This is a genomic window from Microbispora sp. ZYX-F-249 (assembly GCF_039649665.1).
GTDB lineage: Bacteria > Actinomycetota > Actinomycetes > Streptosporangiales > Streptosporangiaceae > Microbispora > Microbispora maris.
The window spans coordinates 41,877-64,622 of record NZ_JBDJAW010000023.1 but is presented as its reverse complement, the minus strand read 5'-3'; the positions used below and the strand labels follow the sequence as shown (position 1 = coordinate 64,622).

Below are 22,746 nucleotides of genomic sequence, written 5' to 3'. Positions count from 1 at the left end.
GCGGCTTGTCAGCTCTCCGGTCAGGCCCCGGAGACGGCTACGGTGATGACCACGACGGTCGGTCGCGGCCGTCCCAGCGCGCCGCGCGCATGTCGGCCCTGGCACCGCGGACCGGGGTGCCCTCGTCACGCCAGCGGGCCAGGCACTCGGCCTCCAGACCGGAGGCGGGGGTGCCGTCGGCGTGGATCACCCGCCACCACGGCACGGCTCCGCCCCACAGTGACATGACACGGCCGACCTGCCGGGGGCCGCCCTCACCGAGATACTCGGCGACGTCCCCGTACGACATCACCTTGCCGCGCGGGATCCGCTCGACCAGGTCGAGCACCCGCTCCGCGTACGGCGGCGGCTGGCCGCGGCCGTCTGTCAAGCGCTCCACTCGGTGGGCCCGGCCGCGATGATCTCTTCGAGCTTGCCGAACTCGTACGTCGACGATCCGTTGATCTGCTCGACGACGCCGTTCCTGATGCCGTACGCCTCGCCGTCCTCGCCCAGGAGCCGGGCGCCCATGAGGTCGGTGAGACGGGCCAGCTGGGCGACCTGCCAGTCCGATCCCGGCTGGCCGAAGAGCCGGCCCGACCAGGTCGCGACCGGGTGCACGGAGTCGCCGTGGCGCGCGACGACCTCGCCCGCCTCGTGCGACCCGCGCAGCTCGAATCCGGCCTGCGCCGAGACGCTCGCGAGTTCGGCGTAGGCGAGCGGTGCATCACGCTCTACGCGCAGCTCGTACCCCATGAGCCGCGACCTTAGCGAAACTTGACCCGGCCGTGTCACCGGAAACACGAACATCGGGAGTACCGCGTCCGAAATGCTGCGAAACGGCTGCCAACATGTGATCACCGGCATCGGTTATCGGCGGAGCAGCGCGACGGCACCGACGCAGAAACCGCCTATTCCCAGCAGAACGGCGATGCCGTAGATCCAGAGCCTAACCGGATCCGGCCCCGGGCGCGCGGGTCCCCGCGAGACCGGGCCCTTGCCGAAGTGCGCGTCGTCCTGAACCGCCGAGGCGCGGCCATACCCGGTGAGTTCCCCGGCCTTCCGCAGGGCCGCCGCCGCGTCCACTACTCCGAATCCGACTTTGTCGTCATAACCCGCGGCGGGGTGGGGCCGCGAGGTCGAGGTCAGCGCGCGCGACACCAATTCCGGCGACAAATCCGGATATTTGGCCTTTATCAGTGCAATAGTCCCCGCGACGATCGCGCTGGCCACTCCGGTCCCCGACACGGTCCCGTGGCGGCCGCCGGCGAGAGCGGCGGGCACCCGGTCCCCCGGCGCGGCGACCAGGACGGAGAGGTTGTCGCTGCTGCCCGCGGTCTTGGCGCCCCGGCGGTCGGCGGCGGCGACGCCGACCACCCCGGGGTAGCCCGCGGGAAAGGCCCAGTAGGAGGTGCCGTTCTGCCGGGCGTAGGGCGACCGGCCCGCGTCCCCCGCGGCCGCCACGAGAACGACGCCCCTGGCCAGCGCGAAGGAGACGGCGTCCCGCTCCGCGCGGTCCACGGCGTACACGGGGACGGGCAGGCAGATGACCTTGGCTCCCCGGCCGATCGCGTAGCGGATGCCGCGCGCGATCGGGCTGTCCTGCGACTCCCCCGCCGCGCCTTCGGGATCGACGGAGCCGCCCTGCGGCCGCGGGGCCACCACGGGCAGGGACAGCACGCGCGCCTCCGGCGCGACCCCGGAGATTCCACCGCCGCGCCCGCTCCCGGCGATCACGGAGGCCATCGCGGTCGCGTCGTCGCCCGACTTCGCCGTCTCGTCGCCGAACGCCGTGCCCGTCATGTCCGGCCCGCGCTCGACCCGGTCGCCGAGCTCGGGCAGGCCGGTGTCCGGCTGCCCGGCGCCGAGCAGGGCGACGGTCACGCCCGCGCCCTTGCTGACCTTCCACGCGGCGGCGGCGCCGACGGCGTCGAGCGCCCACGTCGCGTCCTCGCCGCCCGGCGCCGCCCAGGCCGCCGGCCCGGCCCCCAGCAGGACGGCGGTCAGCGCCGCGCAGACGGAGGCCGGCCTCAGCACACGTTCCCCTGCGTGCAACGGGGGACGTCCGGGGGCTCTCCGAGGGCGCGCGCGATGCGCCCGGCCACGGTCTCGGCCACGGGCCACATCTCGCTGTTCACCTGTTCCTCCAAGGGGACGGAGGCACGAGTCCTGCCGTCGGTGTACCCCGCTGTGGAGAAGACGATGTACGGCCCCGCGCCCACCCATCCGGTGCGCTGGCGCTGGGCCGCGCCGAAGGTGTCGGTGACCGTGCCGGAGAAGGCCACCGGCCGTACGCCCACCCGGTCGTCCACGGGCAGTTCGCCGGCCGCGTCGGTGCGGGCCTGCTCGCTCGGCAGCACGGCGACGCCCACGGTGACGGCGAACGTCGAGGTCTGGTCGACGTAGGTGGCGCGCAGCATGGCCTGGCAGCCGTACTTGCGCAGCACCGACGCCACCGGCGAGTCGGCCGCGGCCGCGCAGTCCGCCTCGGGGGCGATGCCGACCCGATGCGCGTACTGCTGCGCACGGCCGAGCGCCGTGTAGGGCAACTCCTCGGGGAAGACCATCCCGGCCGGCCACGCGCGCCATCGCCTGGCCACGTCCTCGGCCACGTAGCGGGCGCGCTCGGCGTCGGTGAGCGGCCGGGACCTGTTCTCCTGGATCAGCCCGACCGATCCCAGCAGCACGTTCACCGCCGCGACGGCGAGGACGACACCCATGATCGTGAGGTAGAGCGAGCGGAACCGGACGCCCCGCTCGAGTTCGGCCCGCTCCCTGGCCGCCTGCGCGGCGGCGGCGCGCCCTCTGGACGCCCTCCAGGGCCGCGCGCGCGGGCGCCGGGCGGACGCGCCGAGCGGCAGTGCCCGCGGGCCCGCCCGCCGGAGGCCGGACGGCGTCCGTGCCGTCTTCGGGGTGCGGGACTGCTCGGGCGGCATACCTCGATGCTACGTCGGCAGGCCCGTCGGCCAAGGAGCCGGCGGCAGCGCGTCGTCCTCCTCCCGCTGCCGTCTGCGCGCCCGCCGCGTGAGCACGAGCAGGACGGCCAGACCCGCGCCGGAGCCGGCGAAGGCGCCGAGCGCGATGCCGCCGTAGAGGAGGATCGTCCCGGTGTCGCGCTGGACGACCATGATCGGGTCGTGGCCGTCGGCGGCCGAGCGGACGGGACGCGAGGGGCTCTGCACGCCGGCCCCCGACGCCGTCGCGCTGTGGCGGGCGAGGGTGGCCGCGACGCTCAGCGCCCGGTGCGCGTTGACCACTCCGAAACCGGTGCCGGTGTTGTAGGGACCCCGGCGGGCCGGCGACGACGTGAGCGCCTGCGCGACGAGGGCGGGCGACATGCGGGGGTAGCGCGACTTGATCAGCGCGGCGACGCCGGAGACGAGCGCGGTCGCCTGGGAGGTCCCCCGGCCGACCCAGTACTCGTCGCCCGGCCCGGCCCCGAGGACGTCGACGCCCGGGGCGGCCACCATGACCGAGGAGTTGCGGTTGGAGAACGAGGCGCGCCGCAGCGTGGACGTCACGGCGGCCACCGAGATCACGCCGGGGATCGAGGCGGGGTAGGAGTACGGCGCGGTCCGCTTGCCCGCCCCGTCGTTGCCCGCCGCCGCGACGAGGACGACGCCCTTGGAGATCGCGTAGCGGATCGCCGTGCGCTCGTCCTTCGTCGGCATGTCCTTCGACAGCGACAGGTTGATGACCTTCGCGCCGTGGTCCACGGCGTACCGGATGCCCTTGGCGACCACGGCCTCGTACCGCGTGTCCGAGTTGAACGTGCGGAACCCGGGCTCCTCGTCCTCCAGGATCACCCGCACGGACAGCACCTTGGCCTCCGGCGCGATGCCGATGATGCCGTCGGCGCCGCCCGGGCCGTGCCCGTGCCCGGCGATGAGCGAGGCCATGTACGTGCCGTGCAGGCGCACCGGCTGCACCCCGCGCGGGTTCGCCCCGACGGTGAAGTCCCTCCCGGTGACGACCGACCCGGCGAGGTCGCGGTGATCGGGATCGACGCCGGAGTCCAGGACCGCGACGGTGACGCCCCTGCCCTTGGTCAGCCGCCAGGCGTCGTCGACGTCCAGGGTGCGCAGCACGTCCTGCTGACTGAGCCGTACGTCGTCGGCCTCGGCCGGGCCGGTGGGCAGGAACGCGCCGGCGAGCAGCGCCGCGGCCGACGCGGCGAGGACCTTCCGCCGCAGCGCGGTCAGCACCGCCACTCCTTGGCGGTGCAGTCCGGGGAGGCGGGGGCGGTGAGGATGTCGCCGACCTCCTCGGCCAGGTCCTCGGTGAACGAGAACATCGTGTCCCGTTGCTCTCCGAGCGCACGGGCCGGACGCCCGTCGACCTGCCCCGCCGTCGCCATCACGAGGTACGGCCCGGCCGTCCGCAGGGTCAGCGCCTGGCGTCCGCTCGCCGTGAAGCGGTCGGTCACCGTGCCGGGGAACGCGAGGGCGCGCAGCCCGGGGGCGGCCGACCCGTCGCTCGGGAAGACGGGGATGGCCGAGCGCGCCCCGAGCGCGTCGGGGAAGGCCGCCACGCCGATCGTCACCACGATGCCCTGCAGGGCGTCGAGGTAGGTGGCCCGCAGGATCGCCCGGCAGCCGGCCGCTTTCATCTGGTCGGCGATGGCCCTGTCGACGGCGCCGCGGCAGTCGGTGCGCGAGGAGATGCCCACCCGCCGCGCCAGCTCACGCCCGCCCTGCTCGCTCGTGTAGACCAGCGTGGCGGGGAAGATCCGGCCGGCCGGCCAGCGCTCCCACCGCAACGCCGTCTCGGCCGCCTGTGCCTCGCGCAGCTCGGCGGCGCTCGGGCCTCTGGTCAGCTCGGCGACGGCGGCGCTGGCCGCGATCCCGCCGACGATCGCCAGGACGAGGGTGATCGCGGAGGCCACGGCCACGGCAGGCCAGGTCCGCGTCTCGCCCACTTCGCCTCCGTTCCCGTCGTGGCCTCCCTCCTTCAGTGACCTTAACGCGACCTACCGACCGGCATCCCCCCAAATCGCACGGAAAGTACTTGACGCTACGGAAAGAGGAAAGTACTTTCCATAATGGAAAGAGCGGCGAGAGGAGCCCCCATGAACCCCGAGGAAGCGGCGCGTAGCCTGGCGACGATCCGGCAGACCCAGGCGAAGGCCGTCAGGTCCCAGCCCTGGTTCCCGGCCTGGTACGGCGTCGGGGTCGGGCTGTTCGTGACCGGTGTGCAGTTCGTCACCGAGCCGGGCACGCCCGTTCCGGTGACGGTGATCACGAGTGTCCTGCTGTGCGCCGGCATGGGGGCGCTGATCGCCGTCTTCATCCGGACTCGCACGATGACGGCCCACCGCAGCCTGATGCGCGCGGACGCCCTCGGGGTCTTCGCCGTCTGGCTTCTCCTGAGCATCGGGATCTGCCTGGCCGTCGCCTTCGGCCTGGGCGCGGCCGAGGTGGCCTACGCCCGCACCTATGGCGGCCTCGCCATGACGGCGTTCCAGCTCGTCACCGGGCCCTTCGTCGGGCGCTGGGTCTCCGCGCTGCTCGCCCGCGGGATCGAGAACCGCTGATGGATCTCGATCCGGTCATCCACGCGCCGACCCGGCTGCAGATCGTCTCGCTGCTCGCGGCGGCCGAGGAGGCGGAGTTCGCGTTCGTCCGCGACACCGTCGGCGTCAGCGACTCCGTCCTGTCCAAGCACGGCAGCGCGCTCGAGGCCGCCGGGTACGTCACCGTACGCAAGGGCTACGTGGGCAAGCGGCCCAAGACGTGGTTCAAGCTCACGGACGAGGGGCGAGCGGCGTTCACCGCGTACGTCGAGAACCTGCAGCGCATCGTCGCGCCCAGCGGCCTCACGGTCGTGCCGGGCGGACACGAGTAGGGCGGACACGAGTAGGGCGGACACGGATAGGGCGCCACGACGACGGCCGCCGCCCCGGCAGGAGGCGGCGGCCGTCGTCGGTTCCGCGTCAGTAGGTCGGCAGGCTGGGGTCGACCGTCTTGATCCAGCTCAGCACGCCGCCGCCCACGTGGACGGCGTCGGAGAAGCAGGCGTTCTTGAGGACCGCGAGGACCTCGGCCGAGCGGGCGCCCGACTTGCAGTGCAGCACGATCTTCTTGTCCTGCGGCAGCCGCTCCAGGGCCGAGCCGTTGAGGAACTCGCCCTTGGGGATCAGCACGGCGCCGGGGATGTTGACGATCTTGTACTCGTTCGGCTCGCGGACGTCGATGAGCATGATCTCCTCACCCCGCTCGCGCATCGCCTCGAGCTCGCCCGCGGTGATCGTGCTGCCCGCGGCGGCCTGCTGCGCCTCGTCCGAGAGCGTGCCGCAGAACGCCTCGTAGTCGATCAGCTCGGTGATCGACGGGTTCTTGCCGCACAGCGGGCACTCGGGGTCCTTGCGGACCTTGACGTCCCGGTACTTCATCTCGAGGGCGTCGTAGATCATCAGGCGGCCGACGAGCGGCTCGCCGACGCCGGTGATGACCTTGATGGCCTCGTTCACCTGGATGGAGCCGATCGACGCGCACAGCACGCCGAGGACGCCGCCCTCGGCGCAGCTCGGGACCATGCCGGGCGGCGGGGGCTCGGGGTAGAGGCAGCGGTAGCAGGGACCGTGCTCGGCCCAGAAGACGCTGGCCTGCCCGTCGAACCGGTAGATGGACCCCCACACGTACGGCTTGCCCAGCAGCACCGCCGCGTCGTTGACCATGTAGCGGGTGGCGAAGTTGTCCGTGCCGTCCACGATGAGGTCGTAGCCGGAGAAGATGTCCATCACGTTGTCGGTCGTGAGAGCGACGTTGTGAATGATGACGTTGACCAGCGGGTTGATCTCGCGCACGCTCGCGGCGGCGGACTCGGCCTTCAGGCGGCCCACGTCCGACTGTCCGTGGATCACCTGGCGCTGCAGGTTCGACTCGTCCACGACGTCGAAGTCGACGATGCCGAGCGTCCCGACCCCGGCCGCGGCCAGGTACAGCAGCGCGGGAGAGCCCAGGCCGCCCGCGCCCACACACAGCACCTTGGCGTTCTTCAGGCGCTTCTGACCCGCCATGCCGACGTCGGGGATGATCAGGTGGCGCGAGTAGCGGCGCACCTCGTCAACCGTCAGCTCTGCTGCCGGCTCTACCAGCGGTGGCAACGACACAGTTCCACTCCCGTTTTCGTGCCAATGTCGCGCTCGGCTCCATGGGCCCATCACAAGCTCTTCTCACAACTTAACCGGGGTGGCCCCGCATTCCCCAATCAGGCTGTTCGGCGCAGAGATTCCCTGGTGTAGGCCAGCAGGCGTCGCGCCTCCCGGGCCACGAGCTCGGGATACTCCATCTGCGCCACGTGACCGGCGTGCGGAAGTGTGACCAGGCGCACGTCACGGAAGACCCGTCCGGCCCGGTGCGCCATGCGGGCGTGGACCAGCCGGTCGCGCAGGCCGTACACGACGAGGGTGGGCGCGGAGACCCGCTCGGCCTGCCGCCAGAGGTTGTCCGGGCCCAGGCGGAAGTACTCCCGCACGATCGCGCGGGCACAGCCCACCATGGCCGCCCCCGCGTGCGGCAGCCTGTCGCGGCGGCGCAGTTCCTCGACCGCCTCGCGCAGCCGCTCCGGGTGGACCCGCCCGACGTCGGCGTAGCACATGCTGAGCGTCGCCTGGATGCGCCGCTCCGGCGGCAGCGCGCTGAGCCAGCGGGCGGCCAGCTCGCCCAGCCGCGGGGCGGCCGACATCGCGATCCTGGCCGGGCCGTATCTCGGCAGCAGGTCGGGCAGCGCCGGCGAGACCAGCGTCAGCGACCTGACGAGGTCGGGCCGTGTGGCCGCGACCCTGACCGAGACCGCGCCGCCCATGGAATTGCCGAGAAGGTGGACGGGCCCCTCCCCCAGGGCCTCCACCAGACGGACCACCGCTCCGGCATGGGCGGGGACCGAATAGTCGCCGTCCGCCGGCTCCGGGGAGTGCCCCGCCCCGGGCAGGTCGACGGCGACGCCCCGCACATCGTCGGCGAGCGCGCCCATGAGGTCGGTCCAGTTGGTCGCCGAGCCCGCCAGTCCGTGCACGTATACGGCGGTCTCCGGCGGCCCCTCCGGGGTCGTCCGCACATGGATGCGCGCGTCCCCCAGCTCGATGAGCCTGCCGGGCCACGGTGGAATCGGCTCGACACCCACGCGTCCTCCCCTGTTCGCCTCGCGTTTCTCGACCATAACCCCGCCCGTACGTCACCTCGGCGGGCACTCCCGCTACCCCGGGGGCACGAGATCGATCATCCGGGTTCGCCCCGATCGGCGAGAGCGACATAGGGCCAATATCACCCCTATTCGGACATTTCGAAATGCGGATAGGAATCACAATTCGGACCAATGCGATGCTACCGGTGTCAACGATGCCAATAAAGCGATAAGTGAATGGCAAAAGCCGCTGATCGCCGTTTGTCACTCGGACGGTGAGGAAAACAAGACAATGCAGGGATGATCCACCAAGGGTCATCAGTAAGGGCATTTTCCGAACGACTTGGAAAACGCCGGAGTGTCGGGGCAACAATCCTTCAAGGAGGACATGAAATGCCCAAGTTCAACAACCTGGTCGGGATCCTCGCGATCAGCGCCGCGCTCACCGGCGGTGCCGTCACCGTGGGCACCGCTGTCGCCGCCGGCAGCGCGAACGCGGCCACCGTGATGGGTGGCTACGTGGGCGGCGGCGGTGGCTACTACCCCTACGTGAACTACAACCGCAACCGGAATGGGCAGCGGCAGAAGAACAAGGCCCTGAACGGCAACAAGAACAAGAACAAGAACAAGACCAAGCAGTGGCAGCACGAGCGGCAGAACCAGGCCCAGAACCAGTTCCTGCTGCGTGACTTCACGCTCGTCCTCACGCCGTTCCAGAAGACGGACACCGACGCGCGGGCGCTTCCGTACAACTGGCAGTACGGCAACACGCAGTCGTACCCGTACACGCGTACGAACAGCTACAGCGACCAGTTCAACAACCCGCGTCAGGACCAGGAGTCCCTGGCCCAGCCGAAGACGAACACGGCCACCGAGGTCAACCCGCGCATCAAGAAGAAGGACATCGACGCGGACATCGACGTCGACGTGGAGAAGGAGAAGAAGAAGGGCTACGACGGCGGCTACGACCGCGGCTACGACCGCCCGCAGGTTATCGCGGAGTGATCGGATCCGCACAAACGGCCTCATGAACGTCCCGGCCACGGCGGGTGACGCGGCAACCCGCGGCCACCCGTACTCGTGACCGGCGGCCTCGCCTGAGCCGGAGTGCGCGAGCGACGGAAGAAACACGCGAGACCGGAGCGGCGGACACCGCCCTGCGGGACGGGCGGCGACCGGACGACCGTGAGACACGGCGCCGGCGCCACCCTTCCGCCGCTCCGTCCCGCGGTCGAACGAGCAGTTGAGGAAGCAGAGCACCGGTGGCGTGTTCGAGGAGAGGACCGCCGGTGCGAGCGAACGCATCGCGCCGCGTCACACACGACGGCGCCGAACCACTACCACCCGCTCCGGTCCCCCAACGGGACCGGGCCGGGGTCGCGATATTCAGAGGAGAAACACCCAAATGTCCGCGTTGAAGAACATCGCCGGGCTTCTCGCCCTCGGCACCGCGCTGAGCGGCGCGGCCATCGCGCTCGGCGGCGCCACCGCCGGCACGGCCAGCGCAGCGACCGTCATGGGCGGGTACGTTCCCGCTCCGTCCGGCGGCGTCCGCTACGTCCGGCCGACCTACAACCGCAACTACAACACCAACCGGCAGGCCCAGGGGCAGAAGGGCCGTAACAAGAACAAGAACAAGAACAAGAACAAGAACCACGAGTGGCAGCACGCTCGTCAGTCGGAGAACCAGAGCCAGTTCCTGCTGCGTGACTTCACGCTCGTGCTCACGCCGTTCCAGAAGTCGTCGAACGGCTCCGCCGCGGTTCCGTGGAACTCCCAGTGGTCGCAGAACTCCACGATTCCGTACACCAACACCAGCGACTACAACCAGCTGCACAACCGGCCCTGGCAGGACCAGGCCTCGCAGGCCGACCCGCGCACGAACACGGCCACCGAGATCAACCCGCAGGCCAAGACCAAGGATGTCGACATCGACGTCGACGCCGACATCAAGGACAAGGACAAGAAGAAGCACCACGGGATGTACGACCGGGACGGCTACGGTTCCGGCTCCGACGCCTCCGGCTTCTACGTGCCCTGATCGCGGGCATCCCGTGAACGTTGCCGGGTGACCGGCTGCGCTGACACCCGGTGACAGGCCCGGGGGTCGACTGAAGGGCGCCCGTGCTCGCCGACCGTGGACCGTCTCCGCGGCTCCCGCGAGCACGGGCGCTTCTCGTTGCGCAGAGATTCGCCGCCTCCGCCGCCCCGGCGTCCGTGTGACGCCGCACGCGGACGTGCGGCACGCTTCCGCCGGCCCCGCACGGCCATGTCGCGACTCCCTCCGAATCGCGTACGGCCGCCTCAAGCGGCCCGCTCCCGCCGGACGACGCGGTCGGCACGCGTCGGCCGTGCCGTCAGGCCTTCTCGTGCCCTGCACGGCCCTCCGCGGCCCTCCACGTGCCCTCGACAGGGCTTCGCAGAAGCTCGCGCGACGGCACTCCTCACGAGGCACACCAGGCCGGCTCCCCATCCTCCCGGCGCCCCGCCCGTGACGCCTGCCGGGCATGTCCGCCCGGACGCCCCTGGCCATTCCACGTGACCGCCGGACGTCCGACTCAACAAATCGGACATTCCTGGACAAGTCGCCCTTTATTACTCTAAGTCCCGCCATAAAGCTCTAATAGCAGATCAAAGGCTACAGAGGCGCGTTTGTCGGGCTCGCACGTCGGACATCAACGTATCGCAGGAACCCGGCCCACGGGGGCCATAGAGATATTTCTCTCGAATCTCCAGTGAGAAATATCGGAGGATGCGGGGAATTCCAATCCTTTTCAAGGGGGACAGCAATGCCTAAGTTCAAGAACGTTCTCGCCGGCCTCGCACTCGGCACCGCGATCGCGGGGGGCGCGATCGCCATGAGCGCCACGGCCGCGAGCGCCGGCTGCGGAGACGGCTTCTTCGGTCTCGGCGGCATGCCGCCCCAGAACAACTTCGTTCCCATCGGACTGGGCAACAACAACAACAACTGTGGCAACGGCTTCAACAACAACTGCGACAACAACAACTGGTGCAACAACAACCAGAACAACAACTTCTGGAACAACCAGAGCTTCTGGAACCAGAGCGCGTTCTGCGACAACCTCGACAGCGACTCCAACTTCGCCATCGTCGGCCCCTGCGCCACGATCGCGTTCAGCGACAAGACCAACCGCGAGAGCAACTGGTTCAACAACGGCTGGTTCCAGAACAACAACTGGTGGAACAACAACAACTGCAACAACTGGAACAACGGCAACAACAACTTCTGCAACTGAGAAAGGCGGGGCCGGCAACGGTCCACAAGACGACCGCGCCGCTCGGAATCCTGGGAGGTGAAGGATGACGGAAACGGCCGGCCACACCGTACTCCACCGCCTCGACAGGAGAACGGCGCCCTGAGGCGCAGTCACGTTCCCGCGGCGTCGCAAGCTCCGTGAGCACTCCACGCTCCGGGAACGGCCGTTCTATCCAGCAGACAAGGGCTCCGGCGAGACTCTCGCCGGAGCCCTGACTTTTCCCCCGGTACGGCGGACCCCACGCATACGGACGCGAGCCTCTCCCCAAGACCCTTCGGGTTCCGCCGTCCGGCACGGAGCCCGAGGCGACGGCCTCGAGCGCGGGTGCCGGCACCACAGGCCCCGCCGGACCGCCCCTCCCGGACTCCGGATCGGCCGGAGTCGGACGGCAACGGTGCCTGCCGACGACACCCCACCTATCAGGGCGCCGCCTTCGTGTCCGTCCAGAGCCGCGAGACGCAACGCCGTAAATCGGTCAATTGAGACATTTCTCTTCTAATTCCTCTAAGTCAGCTCATAAGAGTCTAACTAGTGATCAAAAGGCTTAGAGTGCCGTTTGTCGGGCCAGCTCGCTGGAAATCATGACAGCACAGGAAGTTAGGGCTCAATCAAGAGCCCGAAGGACATTTCGAAGAAATGCCCTAAACAAATTCAGGGATACTGAATCCTGTCAAGGGGGACACGCATGTCCAAGCTCCACAAGATCATCGCCGGTCTCGCGCTGAGCACCGCCGCCGTCGGCGGCGTGCTCGCCCTGGGCGCCGGTGCCGCCGGCGCCGCGACCGGGACCGGCGACGTCGACCGTCCGATCGTCCGGGACGGCCTGGCCAACGGTGTCGACGACAGCACTGGCGGCATCGCTCAGGGCAACCGGGGTTTCGGCGACCGCGGTGATCGGGAGAACGTCTTCCCTGTCTTCTTCAGCCCGAACAACGACAACAACTTCAACCGCAACAACCAGAACCAGGACTTCAACCAGAACAACAACAACAACTGGTGGAACAACCAGAGCTTCTGGAACCAGGGCGCCTTCGCCGACCGGCGCGACGACTTCTCCGGCTTCGGGCTCGTCGCCAAGGACGTCGCGATCGGCTTCCAGGACAAGACGAACAAGGACAACACCTGGTTCAACAACGGCTGGTGGCAGAACAACAACTGGTGGAACAACAACGACAACAACTGGTGGAACAACAACAACAACGAGCACGTGAACTGAGAAGGCAGGTCCAGCGGCTCCTGCGAGACGATCGCGCCGCTCCGGGAAGGTGACGGATCCGGAGAACCTCCCACGAGGTCTCCGACCCCGGCACACGGACTGGCGCCGTTGAATGCGGAGACACGTTCCTCGACCGGCCCGCCGCTCGCTCATCGAGCGACGGCGGCCTGAACGGGAACGGCCGTCAATCCTCCTACAGTGACAACCAAGGGCTCCGGCGGGAAGGTTCCGCCGGAGCCCTGCTCTTTTCCCGGCCACGGCCGTCACACGGCCGTCACGGCCGTCACACGGTCGTCACGGCCGCCCACGTGCCTCCGGGCCTTCGCCGCCCGCCCACTTCCGCCCCGCAGTCGCGCCCATTCCTTCTCCGGCGCGCCCCGGGAGTGCCTACGGGCGGCCGGCGCTCCCTCGGACTGGTCCCTCCGTCGCGCGGGTGAGCCGGCGCCTCCGCTCACCGCACCGTCAGAACCCGGCCAGAGCAGAGGGGCAAATCGTACCTATCCCTACATAAGGCGCATTATCCATCGAATCAAGCCTATACGCAGCTAATCATTAACTAAAAGCAGCAGGCATCAGTTTGTCGGGCCGTCCGGCAGGAAATCACCACTAGCGTCGGAAGCAGGGCTCAATAAGAGCCACGAAGGAATTCCTGTCCACAGTAGACGGACGGGAAATGCCGACAGACGCAGGGCAATTCGAAATCGAATCCTGTCAGGGAGGAACCATAATGCCCAACCTCAAGAAGATTTTCGCAGGGCTCGCGCTCAGCACCGCCGTCGTCGGCGGGGCCGTCGCCATGGGTGCCACGGCCGCCAGCGCCGACGACAACCCCTTCTTCTTCAAGAAGAACGACAGCCCCATCGTCAAGGACGGCGCGGCCAACGGCGTCGACGACAGCACGGGCGGCATCGCCCAGGACAACAAGAAGGGGAACGACTTCCCGAACGCATTCTTCCCGAACAACAACAACAACCCGCAGCGCAACGACCAGAACCACAACCTCAACGACCGCAACCAGAACAACTGGTGGGACACCAACAACTGGTGGGGCCAGAACCTGTACAAGGACGGCAAGTCTCAGCACGACGCCTTCGGCCTCGTCGCCAAGGATGTCGCCTTCGGTTTCCAGGAGAAGGACGACAAGGACTTCAACTGGCTCAACAACAACTGGTGGGCCGACCAGAACTGGTGGGACCACAACAACAACGACTGGTGGAACCGCAACGACCGCGAGCGCTTCAACAACAACAACAAGAACGCCAACCACGACGTCTGATCCGCGAGGACTGACACCTCGCGCGACACCGCGCCGTCCGGCCGGGTGACGGGAGGAGCGGGCAAGCCGCCCGCGCGTCCCTCCCCGCCACCAGCCGGGAACGACGGCGCCGGTGAGTGCAGCCAGGCGTTCTCAGCGCACCCGCGCGCCGAGCGAGCGGAAGCCTGAAAACGCCCTCCACGGGATGGCATGAGATAAGGGCTCCGGCGAGATCCTCGCCGGAGCCCTGACCTTTGCGCGCCCGGTCCCCACCCCGCCACCCCCTCTCCCATCGGGTGAACCGGCCCGCCCCACACCCGCCGCCGCCCTCCCCGGACAGCGGCGCGACAGGGACGAAGCACACGAGAACCGGGGATTGAGAACACCGCGCCGCCGACCGGGAAGCCCCCCTACCCCGCGTCCCGCCGGGACACGTCAGACATGAACGTCGATCAGGTCAGCGATCACTCAACGCCACACATCGCAGCACAACCCCGCCCCAAATCCCCTCCGGCCGAGTTTGCCGGCAGGCCACATCGGCAATTAAGACGCCACGGGCGATAGTCGGACATACAGGACATCGCTCGGACATTTCCGACAGACCCTGGAAATGTCGTACTCGGGCACTCCATCCTTCGAGGAGGACCTCAATGCCCAAATTCCGGAACGTCATCACCGGTCTGGCGGTCAGTACGGTAATGGCCGGCGGCGCGCTCGCCCTGAGCGCCACCGCCGCTCAGGCAGCCGCCCCTGGCACCCCGACCATGACCAGCAACTGGGGCCACGGTGACCACTACGGACGTCGCGGTCGCGGCTGCCGCAACGCGGCCGTCAACCGCAACGACTTCCGCGTCTTCAAGCTCAAGTACGAGAAGGAGAAGAAGGTCAACCGGAAGAACGTGGCCTTCGCATCCGGTGACGCCGTCATCGAGATCGACGGCGACGACGACGACTGACACTGACGGGTGACACCCACGCGTACAGGGCCGTCAGCGCGAAGCCGCGGTGTCCGGGCCCGCCCTGATCACGCCTCCGCCACCTCCGTGGCGATCGGGCGGCGGTGAACGGGCGGCCGAGAGCTCGCGGCCCTGTACGGATCGCCCACTTCCGTACCGTGAAGAAAGCCCCGGCGGATCGATCCGCCGGGGCTCCTCAGAACAGCTGTGAGCAGGTGCGGGCTCACGCGGACCGGCGGGTCTTCCGCTTCTTGGGCGCCTTCTCCTCCTCGTCCGCGCCGTCCGACGCGGCCTTCCTGGCGGCGGTCCCGGAGGAGGCCGCGGCCTTGGCCTTGGCGGCCCTGCCTGGCGCCTTGGTCTCCGTGACGCCCTGACGCTCCCGTTTCGCCGCCTCGACACTGGCCCGCAGCGCGGCCATGAGGTCGACGGCGGGGCCGGCCTCCGCGGGGGCCTCGGGGGCGACGAGCTCCTTGCCGGCCACCTTGGCCTCGATGACCTCCTGCAGCGCCTCCCGGTAGGCGTCCTTGTACTCGGTGGGGTCGAAGTCCGCGACCATGGTCTCGATCAGGGACTCGGCCATCTTCAGCTCCTGGGGACGTACGTCGACGTCCTCCTCCAGGAACCCGAAGTCGGCCTCGCGGATCTCGTCGGGCCAGAGCATGGTCTCCAGCACGAAGACGCCGTCACGCACGCGGAGGGCGGCCAGCGACTCCCGCTGCCGCAGGGCGACCTTGACGACCGCCACCTGTCCGGACCGCTCCAGCGCGTCCCGCAGCAGCACGTACGGCTTGGCGCCCTGCCCGTCCGGCTCCAGGTAATAGGACTTCGCGAAGTAGATGGGGTCGATCTGCTCCGCGGGGGTGAACTGCAGCACGTCGATCCTGCGGGAGGTGGTCAGCGGCAGGTCGGCGAAGTCCTCGTCGGTCAGCACGACCATCTCGCCGGTCGCCAGCTCGTATCCCTTGGCGATGTCGGAGTACGGCACCTCTTCCCCGTCGACCGAGCAGACCCGCTTGTACTTGATCCGCCCGCCGTCCTCCCGGTGCACCTGGTGGAACGCCACGTCCTTCTGTTCGGTGGCCGAGTACAGCTTCACCGGGATGGTGACCAGACCGAACGAGATCGCGCCTTTCCAGATGCTGCGCATAGCCACATTCTCGTCTCTGTGTTCGAACAACGCCATGGTGGGATTCAAGGGAGTTACCTGATGGGCAGGTACCCACTATGGCGGTGCCGTATCCGATCGAGCCGATGCTTGCCATCCCAGGAGAAATCCCCCTCGACCCCGAGGCGTACGCGCTGGAGGTGAAGTGGGACGGCATCCGCGCGCTCGCGTACGTCGACGGCGGCGTGCGGGTGACCGGGCGGCACGGCGCCGACTTCACCTCGCGGTATCCCGAGATCCCGGCCGCCATGGCGCCGCTCGCCGGCCGCAGGGCGGTCGTCGACGGCGAGGTGGTGGCCTTCGACCCCGAGGGCCGGCCCAGCTTCGCCCGGCTGCAGAGGCGCATGCACATCACCGATCCCGCCGGGGCCCACCTGCTCGGCCGGCTGCCGGTCTCCTACCTGCCCTTCGACCTGCTCCATCTCGACGGGCACACGCTGCTCGACCTGCCGTACCGGGACCGCCGGGCGCTGCTCGACTCGCTCGGCCTGGACGCGCCGCCGTGCTTCCCCTGTGAACCGGCCGTGCTGGAGGCCACCAGGCGGCAGGGACTGGAGGGCGTGGTCGCCAAGCGCCTCGACTCGCCGTACCGGCCGGGGCGCAGGGCGGACTGGTGGATCAAAATCAAGAACCTGCGCACCGCCGAGGTGGTCGTCGGCGGCTGGCGGCCCGGCAAGGGCCGCCGCGCGGGCGGCGTCGGTTCGCTCCTGCTCGGCGTGTACGCCGGGACCTCCCCGGCCGAGTTCCGCTTCGCCGGCCACGTGGGCACCGGGTTCACCGACGCCACGCTCGGCGACCTGCTCCGGTTGATTGAGCCGCTCGAGATCGGGCAGAGCCCCTTCTCGGACGGGCTGCCGAGGGAGATCTCCAGGAACGCCCGATGGGTCCGGCCCGAAGTGGTCGGCGAGGTGGCGTTCACGATGTGGACGCGCGACGGGCGGCTGCGCAACCCCGTGTGGCGGGGCGTGCGTGCCGACAAGGTCCCCGCGGACGTGCGGCGGGAGGAGCAGGAATGAGCGAGAAGGTGCGGGTGAAGGTCGAGGGCCGCCTGCTGGCCCTGACCAATCTGGACAAGGTCCTCTATCCCGACACCGCGTTCACCAAGGCCGAGGTGATCGACTACTACACCCGGATCGCACCGGTCCTGCTGCCGCACCTGAAGGGGCGCCCGCTCACGGTCAAGCGTTACCCGAACGGCGTCGAAGGCCAGTTCTTCTTCGAGAAGAACACCCCGGAGCACACGCCCGACTGGGTCCGTACGGTGACCCTGCCCGCGCCGGGCAGCACCAAGAACCGCGAAGAGATCGACTTCGCGGTCGTGGACGACCTGCCGACCCTGGTCTACTACGCCAACCTGGCAGCCCTGGAGATCCACGTGCCGATGTGGCGGGTGGCCAAGGACGGCGAGCCGCAGCCGCCCGACACCCTCGTCTTCGACCTGGACCCGGGCGCCCCGGCCACGATCGTCGACTGCTGCCGCGTCGCCGTCCTGCTGCGGCAGGCCCTGGCGGACGACGGCCTGCACGGCTTTCCCAAGACCAGCGGGCAGAAGGGCATGCAGCTCTACGTCCCCTGGGACCGGGGACCGGGCACGTCCGAGTACGCCAAGACGCTCGCCCGGCGGATGCAGGCGGAGCATCCGTTCGTGACCAGCGTGATGGCGAAGAAGGAGCGGCCGGGCAAGGTCTTCATCGACTGGAGCCAGAACAACCCGGCCAAGACGACCGTCGCGCCCTATTCGCTGCGCGCCGCCCGGCGGCCGACCGCGTCCACTCCCCTGCTGTGGGAGGAGGTCGAGTCGTGCGACAGCCCGGACCAGCTGGTGTTCACCGCTGCCGACGTGCTGGAGCGGGTGGCGGAACACGGTGACCTGTTCGTACCCCTCACCGCTTAGCCCCGCCGCTTAGTTCCGCCGCCGCCCTGGCCGTAGTGTTGGACCTGTCGCAGCCGACCTTCGAACGGAAGGACACGCAGATGCCCGAGATGGACCCCCTCGACGAGACGGTCGAGGAGATCTCGATCGAGGCGCCGGAGGCCGACGCGGTCGAGCAGCACCAGCTCGTCAAGGTCCCCGACGACCGGCGCTGGCCCGAGCGCGTTCCGTTCGACGCCGACCCGGCCGACGTGGCCGAGCAGGAGCGCACGGTCGACCTCGACGACGACGACTATCGTTGACCCGAGTTACCCACGCGTAGGATGAGGCCCCGGGGCGGGAGCCCCCGATGCGCATCTTCCAAGGAGACTGCCGTGACCGCTACCCCGGACGCCAAGCCCCGGGGCACCCGGCTACCCCGGATGGCCCGCCGCCGCCAGTTGCTGAGCGCGGCACAGGAAGTGTTCGTGGAGAACGGCTACCACGCGGCGGCGATGGACGAGATCGCCGAGCGGGCCGGTGTGAGCAAGCCGGTGCTCTACCAGCACTTCCCGGGCAAGCTGGAGCTGTATCTGGCGCTGCTGGACCTGCATGTCGACGACATGGTGACCCGGATCCGGCAGGCACTCGAGTCCACCAGTGACAACAAACAGCGGGTGCAGGCCGCGATCGGCGCCTTCTTCGACTTCGTCTCCAGCCAGGGCGAGGCGTTCCGGCTCGTCTTCGAATCCGACCTGCGCAACGTCGCGCCCGTACGGCAGCGGATGGAGCGTTCGCTGCACGAGAGCGCCGAGGCGATCAGCCAGGTCATCCAGGAGGACACCGGCTGCTCCAGCGACGAGGCGCACCTGCTCGGCGTCGGCCTGGTGGGCATGGCCGAGGTGAGCGCGCGCTACTGGCTGAGCAGCCACGGCTCGATCCCCAAGGAGGCGGCGACCCAGCTGATGGCGCGCCTGGCCTGGCGGGGCATCAGCGGTTTCCCGCGCACCGGCTGACCGGAATCCTGTTCGCTTCACGCGATCACAGGGCTCACCGCTCCCCGAGGGGGCGACGATGGGTAGGGACCAGCCCTCGCGAAAGGGGAGCCCGATGGAAATCAAGATCGGTGTGCAGTCGGTGCACCGTGAGCTCGTCGTGGAGACCGACCTGTCGGCCGAGGAGATCGAGGAGGAGCTCCGCAAGGCGCTCGCCTCGGAGAAGGGCGTCTTCACGCTCACCGACACCAAGGGCCGCCGAGTGGTCGTCCCCGTGGCCTCGCTCGGGTTCGTCGAGATCGGCGAGGACGAGACGCGCCCCGTCGGCTTCGGCGGAACTCTGTAACCCCCCACCGGGACAGCCCACCGAGCCTCACCGGCCGCCGGCGGCGCGCGCCCACCACGCGCGCCGTCCCGGCGGCTGACCGTGAGGTCCGATGCGAGCTCCGTCGATCGGCCGCCCGGGGATCGCCGCGGGCTCAGGTGCGTCCGTAACCGCATCCGCGGGGACGGCGGGTCAGATCCGCCTGATGGGGATCCCGCCTCCCGCTGATCGTCGGACAGCCCGCGCTTCCTCTCCGCAACACCGCACGCGGAGTCCAGGTGTTCGGCCCACATCTCGTCAAGGAACTGCCGTAGCGGCGCGAGGCCCTCATGCTCGCACCGTACATCCGTTTGGCACGTGCGCGACCCATGAACGCCGGACCGGCCGCCGCGCGGGACCGCCCGCCGCACCTCCCGGCCCTCGCCGCCCCAGGAGTCTCACCAGGTCAGCGCACTGGACAACCCCGGCGTGGCCGCCCACGACAACCGCGGAACCCGTGAAGACTACGGGCCCGGTGTGAGGCCGAGGGCCGCCATCCGCTTGCCGTGCTCCTCGGTCAGCCGGGCGAACATCCGTCCGACCTCCGCCAGGTCCTCACCGTTCTCGCCCACCAGCAGGGCGGCGAGCTGCGGCCGGGCCGCGGCGAGCCGCTGCCCCTGGCTCAGCGCCTCGCCGACCATGCGGCGCGCCCACAGCGCCAGGCGGCCGCACAGCCGCGGGTCGGCGTCCAGCGCGGCGCGCACCCGCTCCACCGCGAACTCCCCACGGCTCTCGTCGGTCAGCACCTCGTCCACCAGGGCGCTGATGGAGGGTGCGGTGTGGCGCGCCGCCTCACGGTAGAAGTCCCCCGCGATCCCCACACCGACGTACGCCTTGATCAGCGCCTCGTGCCAGTCCTTGGGCCTGGTCTGGGCGTGCCAGGCGTCGATGGCCTCCACGAAGGGGGCCATCGCCTCCTCCGGATCGACGCCGAGCGAGGCCAGCCGGTCACGCAGCACCCGGAAGTGCCCGTATTCGGTGGCGGCCACGTCCCCGAGGGCGGCCCTGTCGTTCAGCGTCGGAGCCAGCAGCGCGGCGTCCTCGGCCAGCCGGAGGAAGGCGGTGAGCTCGGCGTACGCGAGGACACCGAGCAGGTCCACGGTCCCGGGAGAGGAATCACTCATGGGTGCAGCGTACGGCTCCCGGCCCCCTCGATCCGAGCGGCGCCCGGGCCTTCGGCACCCGCCACACAGCAAGAGCTTTTAGCGAGAAGACGCAGAAATCGGTTCCGTGTTGTGGTATCGAGTAGACTGCTTCGTGGAAGTGCGACCGCACTGTGCCGCTCACTGTGTCGATCCGGGGCCATCCCCCGGACCCCCAGGAACCACTGGATGCCGCGGTCGCTGATCACGACGAGGGCGCGACTGTCCGCGAGGACCCGGACCGGGGAAGATCTGCCGGCCGGCTGTCCCGGAAGGCCGCCCTTCGCACTGATTGAGGCAGGCCACGCTGACAACGACGTTCCGAGACCTGGGAGTCATCCCGGAGATCGCTGATGCGCTCGAGACCGAGGGCATCACTTCACCATTCCCGATTCAGGAGATGGCGCTCCCGCTGGCGCTGGCCGGCCAGGACGTCATCGGACAGGCGCGCACCGGCACGGGCAAGACCTATGCCTTCGGCGTCGCCATGCTGCAGCTCGTCGGCAAGCCGAGGAAGAACCGCAAGAAGCCACGCGGTCTGGTCCTCGTCCCGACCCGCGAGCTGGCCCTCCAGGTGACCGAGGACCTGGTCCTCGCCGCCGGCAAGCTGGGGTCGCGCATCCTCACCGTGTACGGCGGGCGCGCGTACGAGCCGCAGATCGAGGCGCTCAAGAACGGCGTCGACGTGATCGTCGGCACGCCGGGACGGCTGCTCGACCTGGTCAAGCAGAAGCACCTCGACCTCGGCCAGATCACCATGCTGGTGCTGGACGAGGCCGACCGCATGCTCGACCTCGGCTTCCTGCCGGACATCGAGCGGATCATCAAGCTGGTGCCGGAGCAGCGGCAGACCATGCTGTTCTCCGCGACCATGCCCGGCGAGATCGTCAACCTCTCCCGCCGCTACCTCACCCGGCCGACCCGGGTCCGGGCGGAGAGCGGCACGGCCGAGGCCGAGACGACCACGCTGACCACGCAGCACGTGTACCGCACGCACCGCATGGACAAGATCGAGATTGTGGCCCGCCTGCTGCAGAGCAGGGGCGCCGGGCTCACGATGGTGTTCTGCGAGACCAAGCGGGCCTGCGACATGGTCGCCGAGCAGCTCAAGGACAAGGGGTTCGCGGTGGCGGCCGTCCACGGCGACCTCGGTCAGGGCCAGCGCGAGCAGGCGCTGCGGGCCTTCCGCAACGGCAAGATCAACGTGCTGGTGGCGACCGACGTCGCGGCGCGCGGCATCGACATCGACGACGTCACCCACGTCGTCAACTACGACTGCCCGCAGGACGAGAAGACCTACGTCCACCGGATCGGCCGTACGGGCCGGGCGGGCCGCACCGGCGTCGCGGTGACCTTCGTCGAGTGGACCGAGCTGACCCGCTGGAAGGTCATCAACAACGCCCTCTCGCTGGACTTCGCCGAGCCCGTCGAGACCTATTCGAGCTCCCCGCACCTGTACACCGACCTCGACATCCCCGAGGGGACCAAGGGCGTGCTGCCGCGCGCCCAGCGGTCCCGGGCGGGCCTGGAGGCCGAGGAGATCGAGGACCTCGGCGAGACGGGCCGCACCCGGTCCCGGGGCAAGTCCGGTCGTGGTGACTCCGGTCGTGGTGACTCCGGTCGTGGTGACAGGGAAGAGCGTCGTGAGCGCCCCGCCCGCACCCGCGAGCGGCGGCGCACCCGCGGTGGCCGCGCCCAGGACGCCGACCCGTCCTTCTCGGCGGAGACCGAGGCTCCGGCTCCGGTGGAGGCTCCCGTGGAGCCTCTGGAGACCATCTCGGAGGCCGCGCCGGGGCGCCGCGGGCGAAGGGGCGCGAACGCCGCGGCCCTGACCGGCGCGCTGGCCGACGTCACGGCCGTGGGGTTCCGCGAGGACGGCCCCGAGGAGCAGGCCGAGGCCCCGGCGAACGGGGAGGCCGCGCCCGCCGGCGACGGGCACGAGCCGAAGGCGGCGGCCACGCGCAGGACCACCCGCCGCAGGACCCGCGCCGCCGAGACCACCACCGGCGCCGACACCGGCACCACCACCGGCACCACCACCGGCACCACCACCGGCACCGACATCGCCGCCGACGCCGGCGACCGGGTGCCCGTGGCCGAGGAGCCGGTGGAGGAGCGCCCGGCGCGCCGCCGCAGGACCCGCGCCGCCGACGCCGCCCAGCAGGCACTCCCGGTCGAGGAGCCGGCCGGGGAGGCGCCCGTGCGCGGGATCGCCGACGGGGAGCCCGCCGAGCGGCCGGAGCAGCGGCCGGAGCCTGACCGGATCATCCCGGCCAGCCCGTTCGCGATCGTGTTCAAGTCCCCCGACCTGGCGACCGACGACGACGACATCGCGCCGTCCGCCGCGAGCGAGCGCGCCCAGCAGCGGCGTCGCCCGCCCCGGCCGCGGCCCCGCCGTACGGGGTGAGGGGCCGGCACAG

The 22,746-nt window shown here is 69.8% G+C and carries 24 protein-coding genes; 14 read left to right on the top strand and 10 right to left on the bottom strand.

Annotation, left to right across the window (positions count from 1 at the left end; translation table 11 throughout):
- Positions 1-37: 37 nt before the first annotated feature.
- The 6 genes from AAH991_RS25335 to AAH991_RS25310 form a co-directional block, all read right to left on the bottom strand.
- Positions 38-370, bottom strand: a complete 333-nt coding sequence (locus tag AAH991_RS25335; protein WP_428834025.1) for an MGMT family protein — start codon at positions 368-370, stop codon at positions 38-40.
- Complete coding sequence (locus AAH991_RS25330) at positions 367-735, bottom strand: hypothetical protein (RefSeq protein ID WP_346228401.1); 369 nt, start codon at positions 733-735, stop codon at positions 367-369. The genes AAH991_RS25335 and AAH991_RS25330 overlap by 4 nt, the downstream gene beginning before the upstream one ends.
- Before the next feature lie 114 nt (positions 736-849).
- A complete protein-coding gene (locus AAH991_RS25325) occupies positions 850-2,016 on the bottom strand; it encodes a S8 family serine peptidase (RefSeq protein WP_346228400.1) in 1,167 nt (388 codons plus the stop codon).
- Positions 2,010-2,915 (bottom strand): hypothetical protein, encoded by a 906-nt coding sequence (locus tag AAH991_RS25320; protein ID WP_346228399.1) that lies wholly within the window; start codon positions 2,913-2,915, stop codon positions 2,010-2,012. The genes AAH991_RS25325 and AAH991_RS25320 overlap by 7 nt, the downstream gene beginning before the upstream one ends.
- Before the next feature lie 9 nt (positions 2,916-2,924).
- Positions 2,925-4,184: a S8 family peptidase gene (locus tag AAH991_RS25315; RefSeq protein ID WP_346228398.1), complete on the bottom strand. Its 1,260-nt coding sequence runs from the start codon at positions 4,182-4,184 to the stop codon at positions 2,925-2,927.
- Positions 4,178-4,897 carry a hypothetical protein gene (locus AAH991_RS25310; RefSeq protein ID WP_346228397.1) on the bottom strand — a complete coding sequence of 240 codons (720 nt, stop codon included), beginning with the start codon at positions 4,895-4,897 and terminating at the stop codon, positions 4,178-4,180. Before AAH991_RS25310 ends, AAH991_RS25315 begins: the two co-directional genes overlap by 7 nt.
- 150 nt (positions 4,898-5,047) lie before the next feature.
- Here AAH991_RS25310 and AAH991_RS25305 point away from each other — a divergent pair, with 150 nt between their 5' ends.
- Together AAH991_RS25305 and AAH991_RS25300 are read left to right on the top strand one after the other, a co-directional pair.
- The gene (locus AAH991_RS25305; protein WP_346228396.1) at positions 5,048-5,512 is read left to right on the top strand and encodes a hypothetical protein; all 465 of its coding nucleotides are present in this window, start codon (positions 5,048-5,050) and stop codon (positions 5,510-5,512) included.
- Complete coding sequence (locus AAH991_RS25300) at positions 5,512-5,823, top strand: winged helix-turn-helix domain-containing protein (protein ID WP_346228395.1); 312 nt, start codon at positions 5,512-5,514, stop codon at positions 5,821-5,823. Before AAH991_RS25305 ends, AAH991_RS25300 begins: the two co-directional genes overlap by 1 nt.
- 88 nt (positions 5,824-5,911) lie before the next feature.
- Here AAH991_RS25300 and moeZ read toward each other — a convergent pair whose 3' ends face one another.
- Together moeZ and AAH991_RS25290 are read right to left on the bottom strand one after the other, a co-directional pair.
- Positions 5,912-7,090 carry an adenylyltransferase/sulfurtransferase MoeZ gene (gene moeZ, locus AAH991_RS25295; protein ID WP_346228394.1) on the bottom strand — a complete coding sequence of 393 codons (1,179 nt, stop codon included), beginning with the start codon at positions 7,088-7,090 and terminating at the stop codon, positions 5,912-5,914.
- Between the two features lie 98 nt (positions 7,091-7,188).
- On the bottom strand, positions 7,189-8,103 hold the full coding sequence (locus tag AAH991_RS25290; protein ID WP_346228393.1) for an alpha/beta hydrolase: 915 nt from the start codon (positions 8,101-8,103) through the stop codon (positions 7,189-7,191).
- Between the two features lie 393 nt (positions 8,104-8,496).
- Here AAH991_RS25290 and AAH991_RS25285 point away from each other — a divergent pair, with 393 nt between their 5' ends.
- The 6 genes from AAH991_RS25285 to AAH991_RS25260 all read left to right on the top strand — a co-directional run bounded on the left by AAH991_RS25285 (position 8,497) and on the right by AAH991_RS25260 (position 14,808).
- On the top strand, positions 8,497-9,108 hold the full coding sequence (locus tag AAH991_RS25285) for a hypothetical protein (RefSeq protein WP_346228392.1): 612 nt from the start codon (positions 8,497-8,499) through the stop codon (positions 9,106-9,108).
- 400 nt (positions 9,109-9,508) lie between these two features.
- Entirely contained in the window at positions 9,509-10,144 is a 636-nt protein-coding gene (locus AAH991_RS25280; protein WP_346228391.1) for a hypothetical protein, read from the top strand.
- A gap of 748 nt (positions 10,145-10,892) precedes the next feature.
- Complete coding sequence (locus tag AAH991_RS25275; RefSeq protein ID WP_346228390.1) at positions 10,893-11,360, top strand: hypothetical protein; 468 nt, start codon at positions 10,893-10,895, stop codon at positions 11,358-11,360.
- Between the two features lie 706 nt (positions 11,361-12,066).
- On the top strand, positions 12,067-12,597 hold the full coding sequence (locus AAH991_RS25270; RefSeq protein ID WP_346228389.1) for a hypothetical protein: 531 nt from the start codon (positions 12,067-12,069) through the stop codon (positions 12,595-12,597).
- A gap of 727 nt (positions 12,598-13,324) precedes the next feature.
- Positions 13,325-13,873, top strand: coding sequence for a hypothetical protein (locus tag AAH991_RS25265; protein WP_346228388.1), 549 nt, complete (start codon positions 13,325-13,327; stop codon positions 13,871-13,873).
- Between the two features lie 629 nt (positions 13,874-14,502).
- Positions 14,503-14,808 carry a hypothetical protein gene (locus AAH991_RS25260; RefSeq protein ID WP_346228387.1) on the top strand — a complete coding sequence of 102 codons (306 nt, stop codon included), beginning with the start codon at positions 14,503-14,505 and terminating at the stop codon, positions 14,806-14,808.
- Between the two features lie 223 nt (positions 14,809-15,031).
- On the opposite strand, the gene ku is transcribed toward AAH991_RS25260, so the two are convergent.
- Entirely contained in the window at positions 15,032-15,955 is a 924-nt protein-coding gene (ku, locus tag AAH991_RS25255) for a non-homologous end joining protein Ku (RefSeq protein WP_346228386.1), read from the bottom strand.
- A gap of 104 nt (positions 15,956-16,059) precedes the next feature.
- On the opposite strand from ku, the gene ligD (AAH991_RS25250) reads away from it, so the two are divergent.
- The 5 genes from ligD (AAH991_RS25250) to AAH991_RS25230 all read left to right on the top strand — a co-directional run bounded on the left by ligD (AAH991_RS25250) (position 16,060) and on the right by AAH991_RS25230 (position 19,166).
- Entirely contained in the window at positions 16,060-16,989 is a 930-nt protein-coding gene (ligD, locus tag AAH991_RS25250; RefSeq protein WP_346228385.1) for a non-homologous end-joining DNA ligase, read from the top strand.
- Positions 16,986-17,867, top strand: coding sequence for a non-homologous end-joining DNA ligase (ligD, locus tag AAH991_RS25245; RefSeq protein ID WP_346228384.1), 882 nt, complete (start codon positions 16,986-16,988; stop codon positions 17,865-17,867). Before ligD (AAH991_RS25250) ends, ligD (AAH991_RS25245) begins: the two co-directional genes overlap by 4 nt.
- An 80-nt stretch (positions 17,868-17,947) precedes the next feature.
- Positions 17,948-18,148, top strand: coding sequence for an Rv3202a family protein (locus tag AAH991_RS25240; RefSeq protein WP_346228383.1), 201 nt, complete (start codon positions 17,948-17,950; stop codon positions 18,146-18,148).
- A 72-nt stretch (positions 18,149-18,220) separates the two neighbouring features.
- Positions 18,221-18,841: a TetR/AcrR family transcriptional regulator gene (locus AAH991_RS25235; protein WP_169948767.1), complete on the top strand. Its 621-nt coding sequence runs from the start codon at positions 18,221-18,223 to the stop codon at positions 18,839-18,841.
- Positions 18,842-18,935: 94 nt separating this feature from the next.
- Positions 18,936-19,166 (top strand): DUF3107 domain-containing protein, encoded by a 231-nt coding sequence (locus AAH991_RS25230; protein ID WP_346228382.1) that lies wholly within the window; start codon positions 18,936-18,938, stop codon positions 19,164-19,166.
- A gap of 482 nt (positions 19,167-19,648) precedes the next feature.
- Here the strand turns inward: AAH991_RS25230 and AAH991_RS25225 are convergent, their stop codons facing one another.
- Complete coding sequence (locus AAH991_RS25225; protein ID WP_346228381.1) at positions 19,649-20,308, bottom strand: ferritin-like fold-containing protein; 660 nt, start codon at positions 20,306-20,308, stop codon at positions 19,649-19,651.
- 418 nt (positions 20,309-20,726) lie between these two features.
- On the opposite strand from AAH991_RS25225, the gene AAH991_RS25220 reads away from it, so the two are divergent.
- Entirely contained in the window at positions 20,727-22,733 is a 2,007-nt protein-coding gene (locus AAH991_RS25220) for a DEAD/DEAH box helicase (RefSeq protein WP_346228380.1), read from the top strand.
- The last annotated feature ends 13 nt before the right edge of the window (positions 22,734-22,746 follow it).

Coding starts and splice junctions, on each gene's coding strand:
- AAH991_RS25320 (WP_346228399.1), bottom strand. CDS start 2,915: ATGCCGCCCGAGCAGTCCCGCACCCCGAAGACGGCACGGACGCCGTCC.
- AAH991_RS25300 (WP_346228395.1), top strand. CDS start 5,512: ATGGATCTCGATCCGGTCATCCACGCGCCGACCCGGCTGCAGATCGTC.
- AAH991_RS25230 (WP_346228382.1), top strand. CDS start 18,936: ATGGAAATCAAGATCGGTGTGCAGTCGGTGCACCGTGAGCTCGTCGTG.
- AAH991_RS25330 (WP_346228401.1), bottom strand. CDS start 735: ATGGGGTACGAGCTGCGCGTAGAGCGTGATGCACCGCTCGCCTACGCC.
- AAH991_RS25280 (WP_346228391.1), top strand. CDS start 9,509: ATGTCCGCGTTGAAGAACATCGCCGGGCTTCTCGCCCTCGGCACCGCG.
- AAH991_RS25285 (WP_346228392.1), top strand. CDS start 8,497: ATGCCCAAGTTCAACAACCTGGTCGGGATCCTCGCGATCAGCGCCGCG.
- AAH991_RS25225 (WP_346228381.1), bottom strand. CDS start 20,308: ATGAGTGATTCCTCTCCCGGGACCGTGGACCTGCTCGGTGTCCTCGCG.
- AAH991_RS25260 (WP_346228387.1), top strand. CDS start 14,503: ATGCCCAAATTCCGGAACGTCATCACCGGTCTGGCGGTCAGTACGGTA.
- AAH991_RS25305 (WP_346228396.1), top strand. CDS start 5,048: ATGAACCCCGAGGAAGCGGCGCGTAGCCTGGCGACGATCCGGCAGACC.
- ku (WP_346228386.1), bottom strand. CDS start 15,955: ATGCGCAGCATCTGGAAAGGCGCGATCTCGTTCGGTCTGGTCACCATC.
- AAH991_RS25220 (WP_346228380.1), top strand. CDS start 20,727: ATGGCGCTCCCGCTGGCGCTGGCCGGCCAGGACGTCATCGGACAGGCG.
- AAH991_RS25240 (WP_346228383.1), top strand. CDS start 17,948: ATGCCCGAGATGGACCCCCTCGACGAGACGGTCGAGGAGATCTCGATC.
- AAH991_RS25265 (WP_346228388.1), top strand. CDS start 13,325: ATGCCCAACCTCAAGAAGATTTTCGCAGGGCTCGCGCTCAGCACCGCC.
- AAH991_RS25275 (WP_346228390.1), top strand. CDS start 10,893: ATGCCTAAGTTCAAGAACGTTCTCGCCGGCCTCGCACTCGGCACCGCG.
- AAH991_RS25270 (WP_346228389.1), top strand. CDS start 12,067: ATGTCCAAGCTCCACAAGATCATCGCCGGTCTCGCGCTGAGCACCGCC.
- ligD (WP_346228385.1), top strand. CDS start 16,060: ATGCTTGCCATCCCAGGAGAAATCCCCCTCGACCCCGAGGCGTACGCG.
- ligD (WP_346228384.1), top strand. CDS start 16,986: ATGAGCGAGAAGGTGCGGGTGAAGGTCGAGGGCCGCCTGCTGGCCCTG.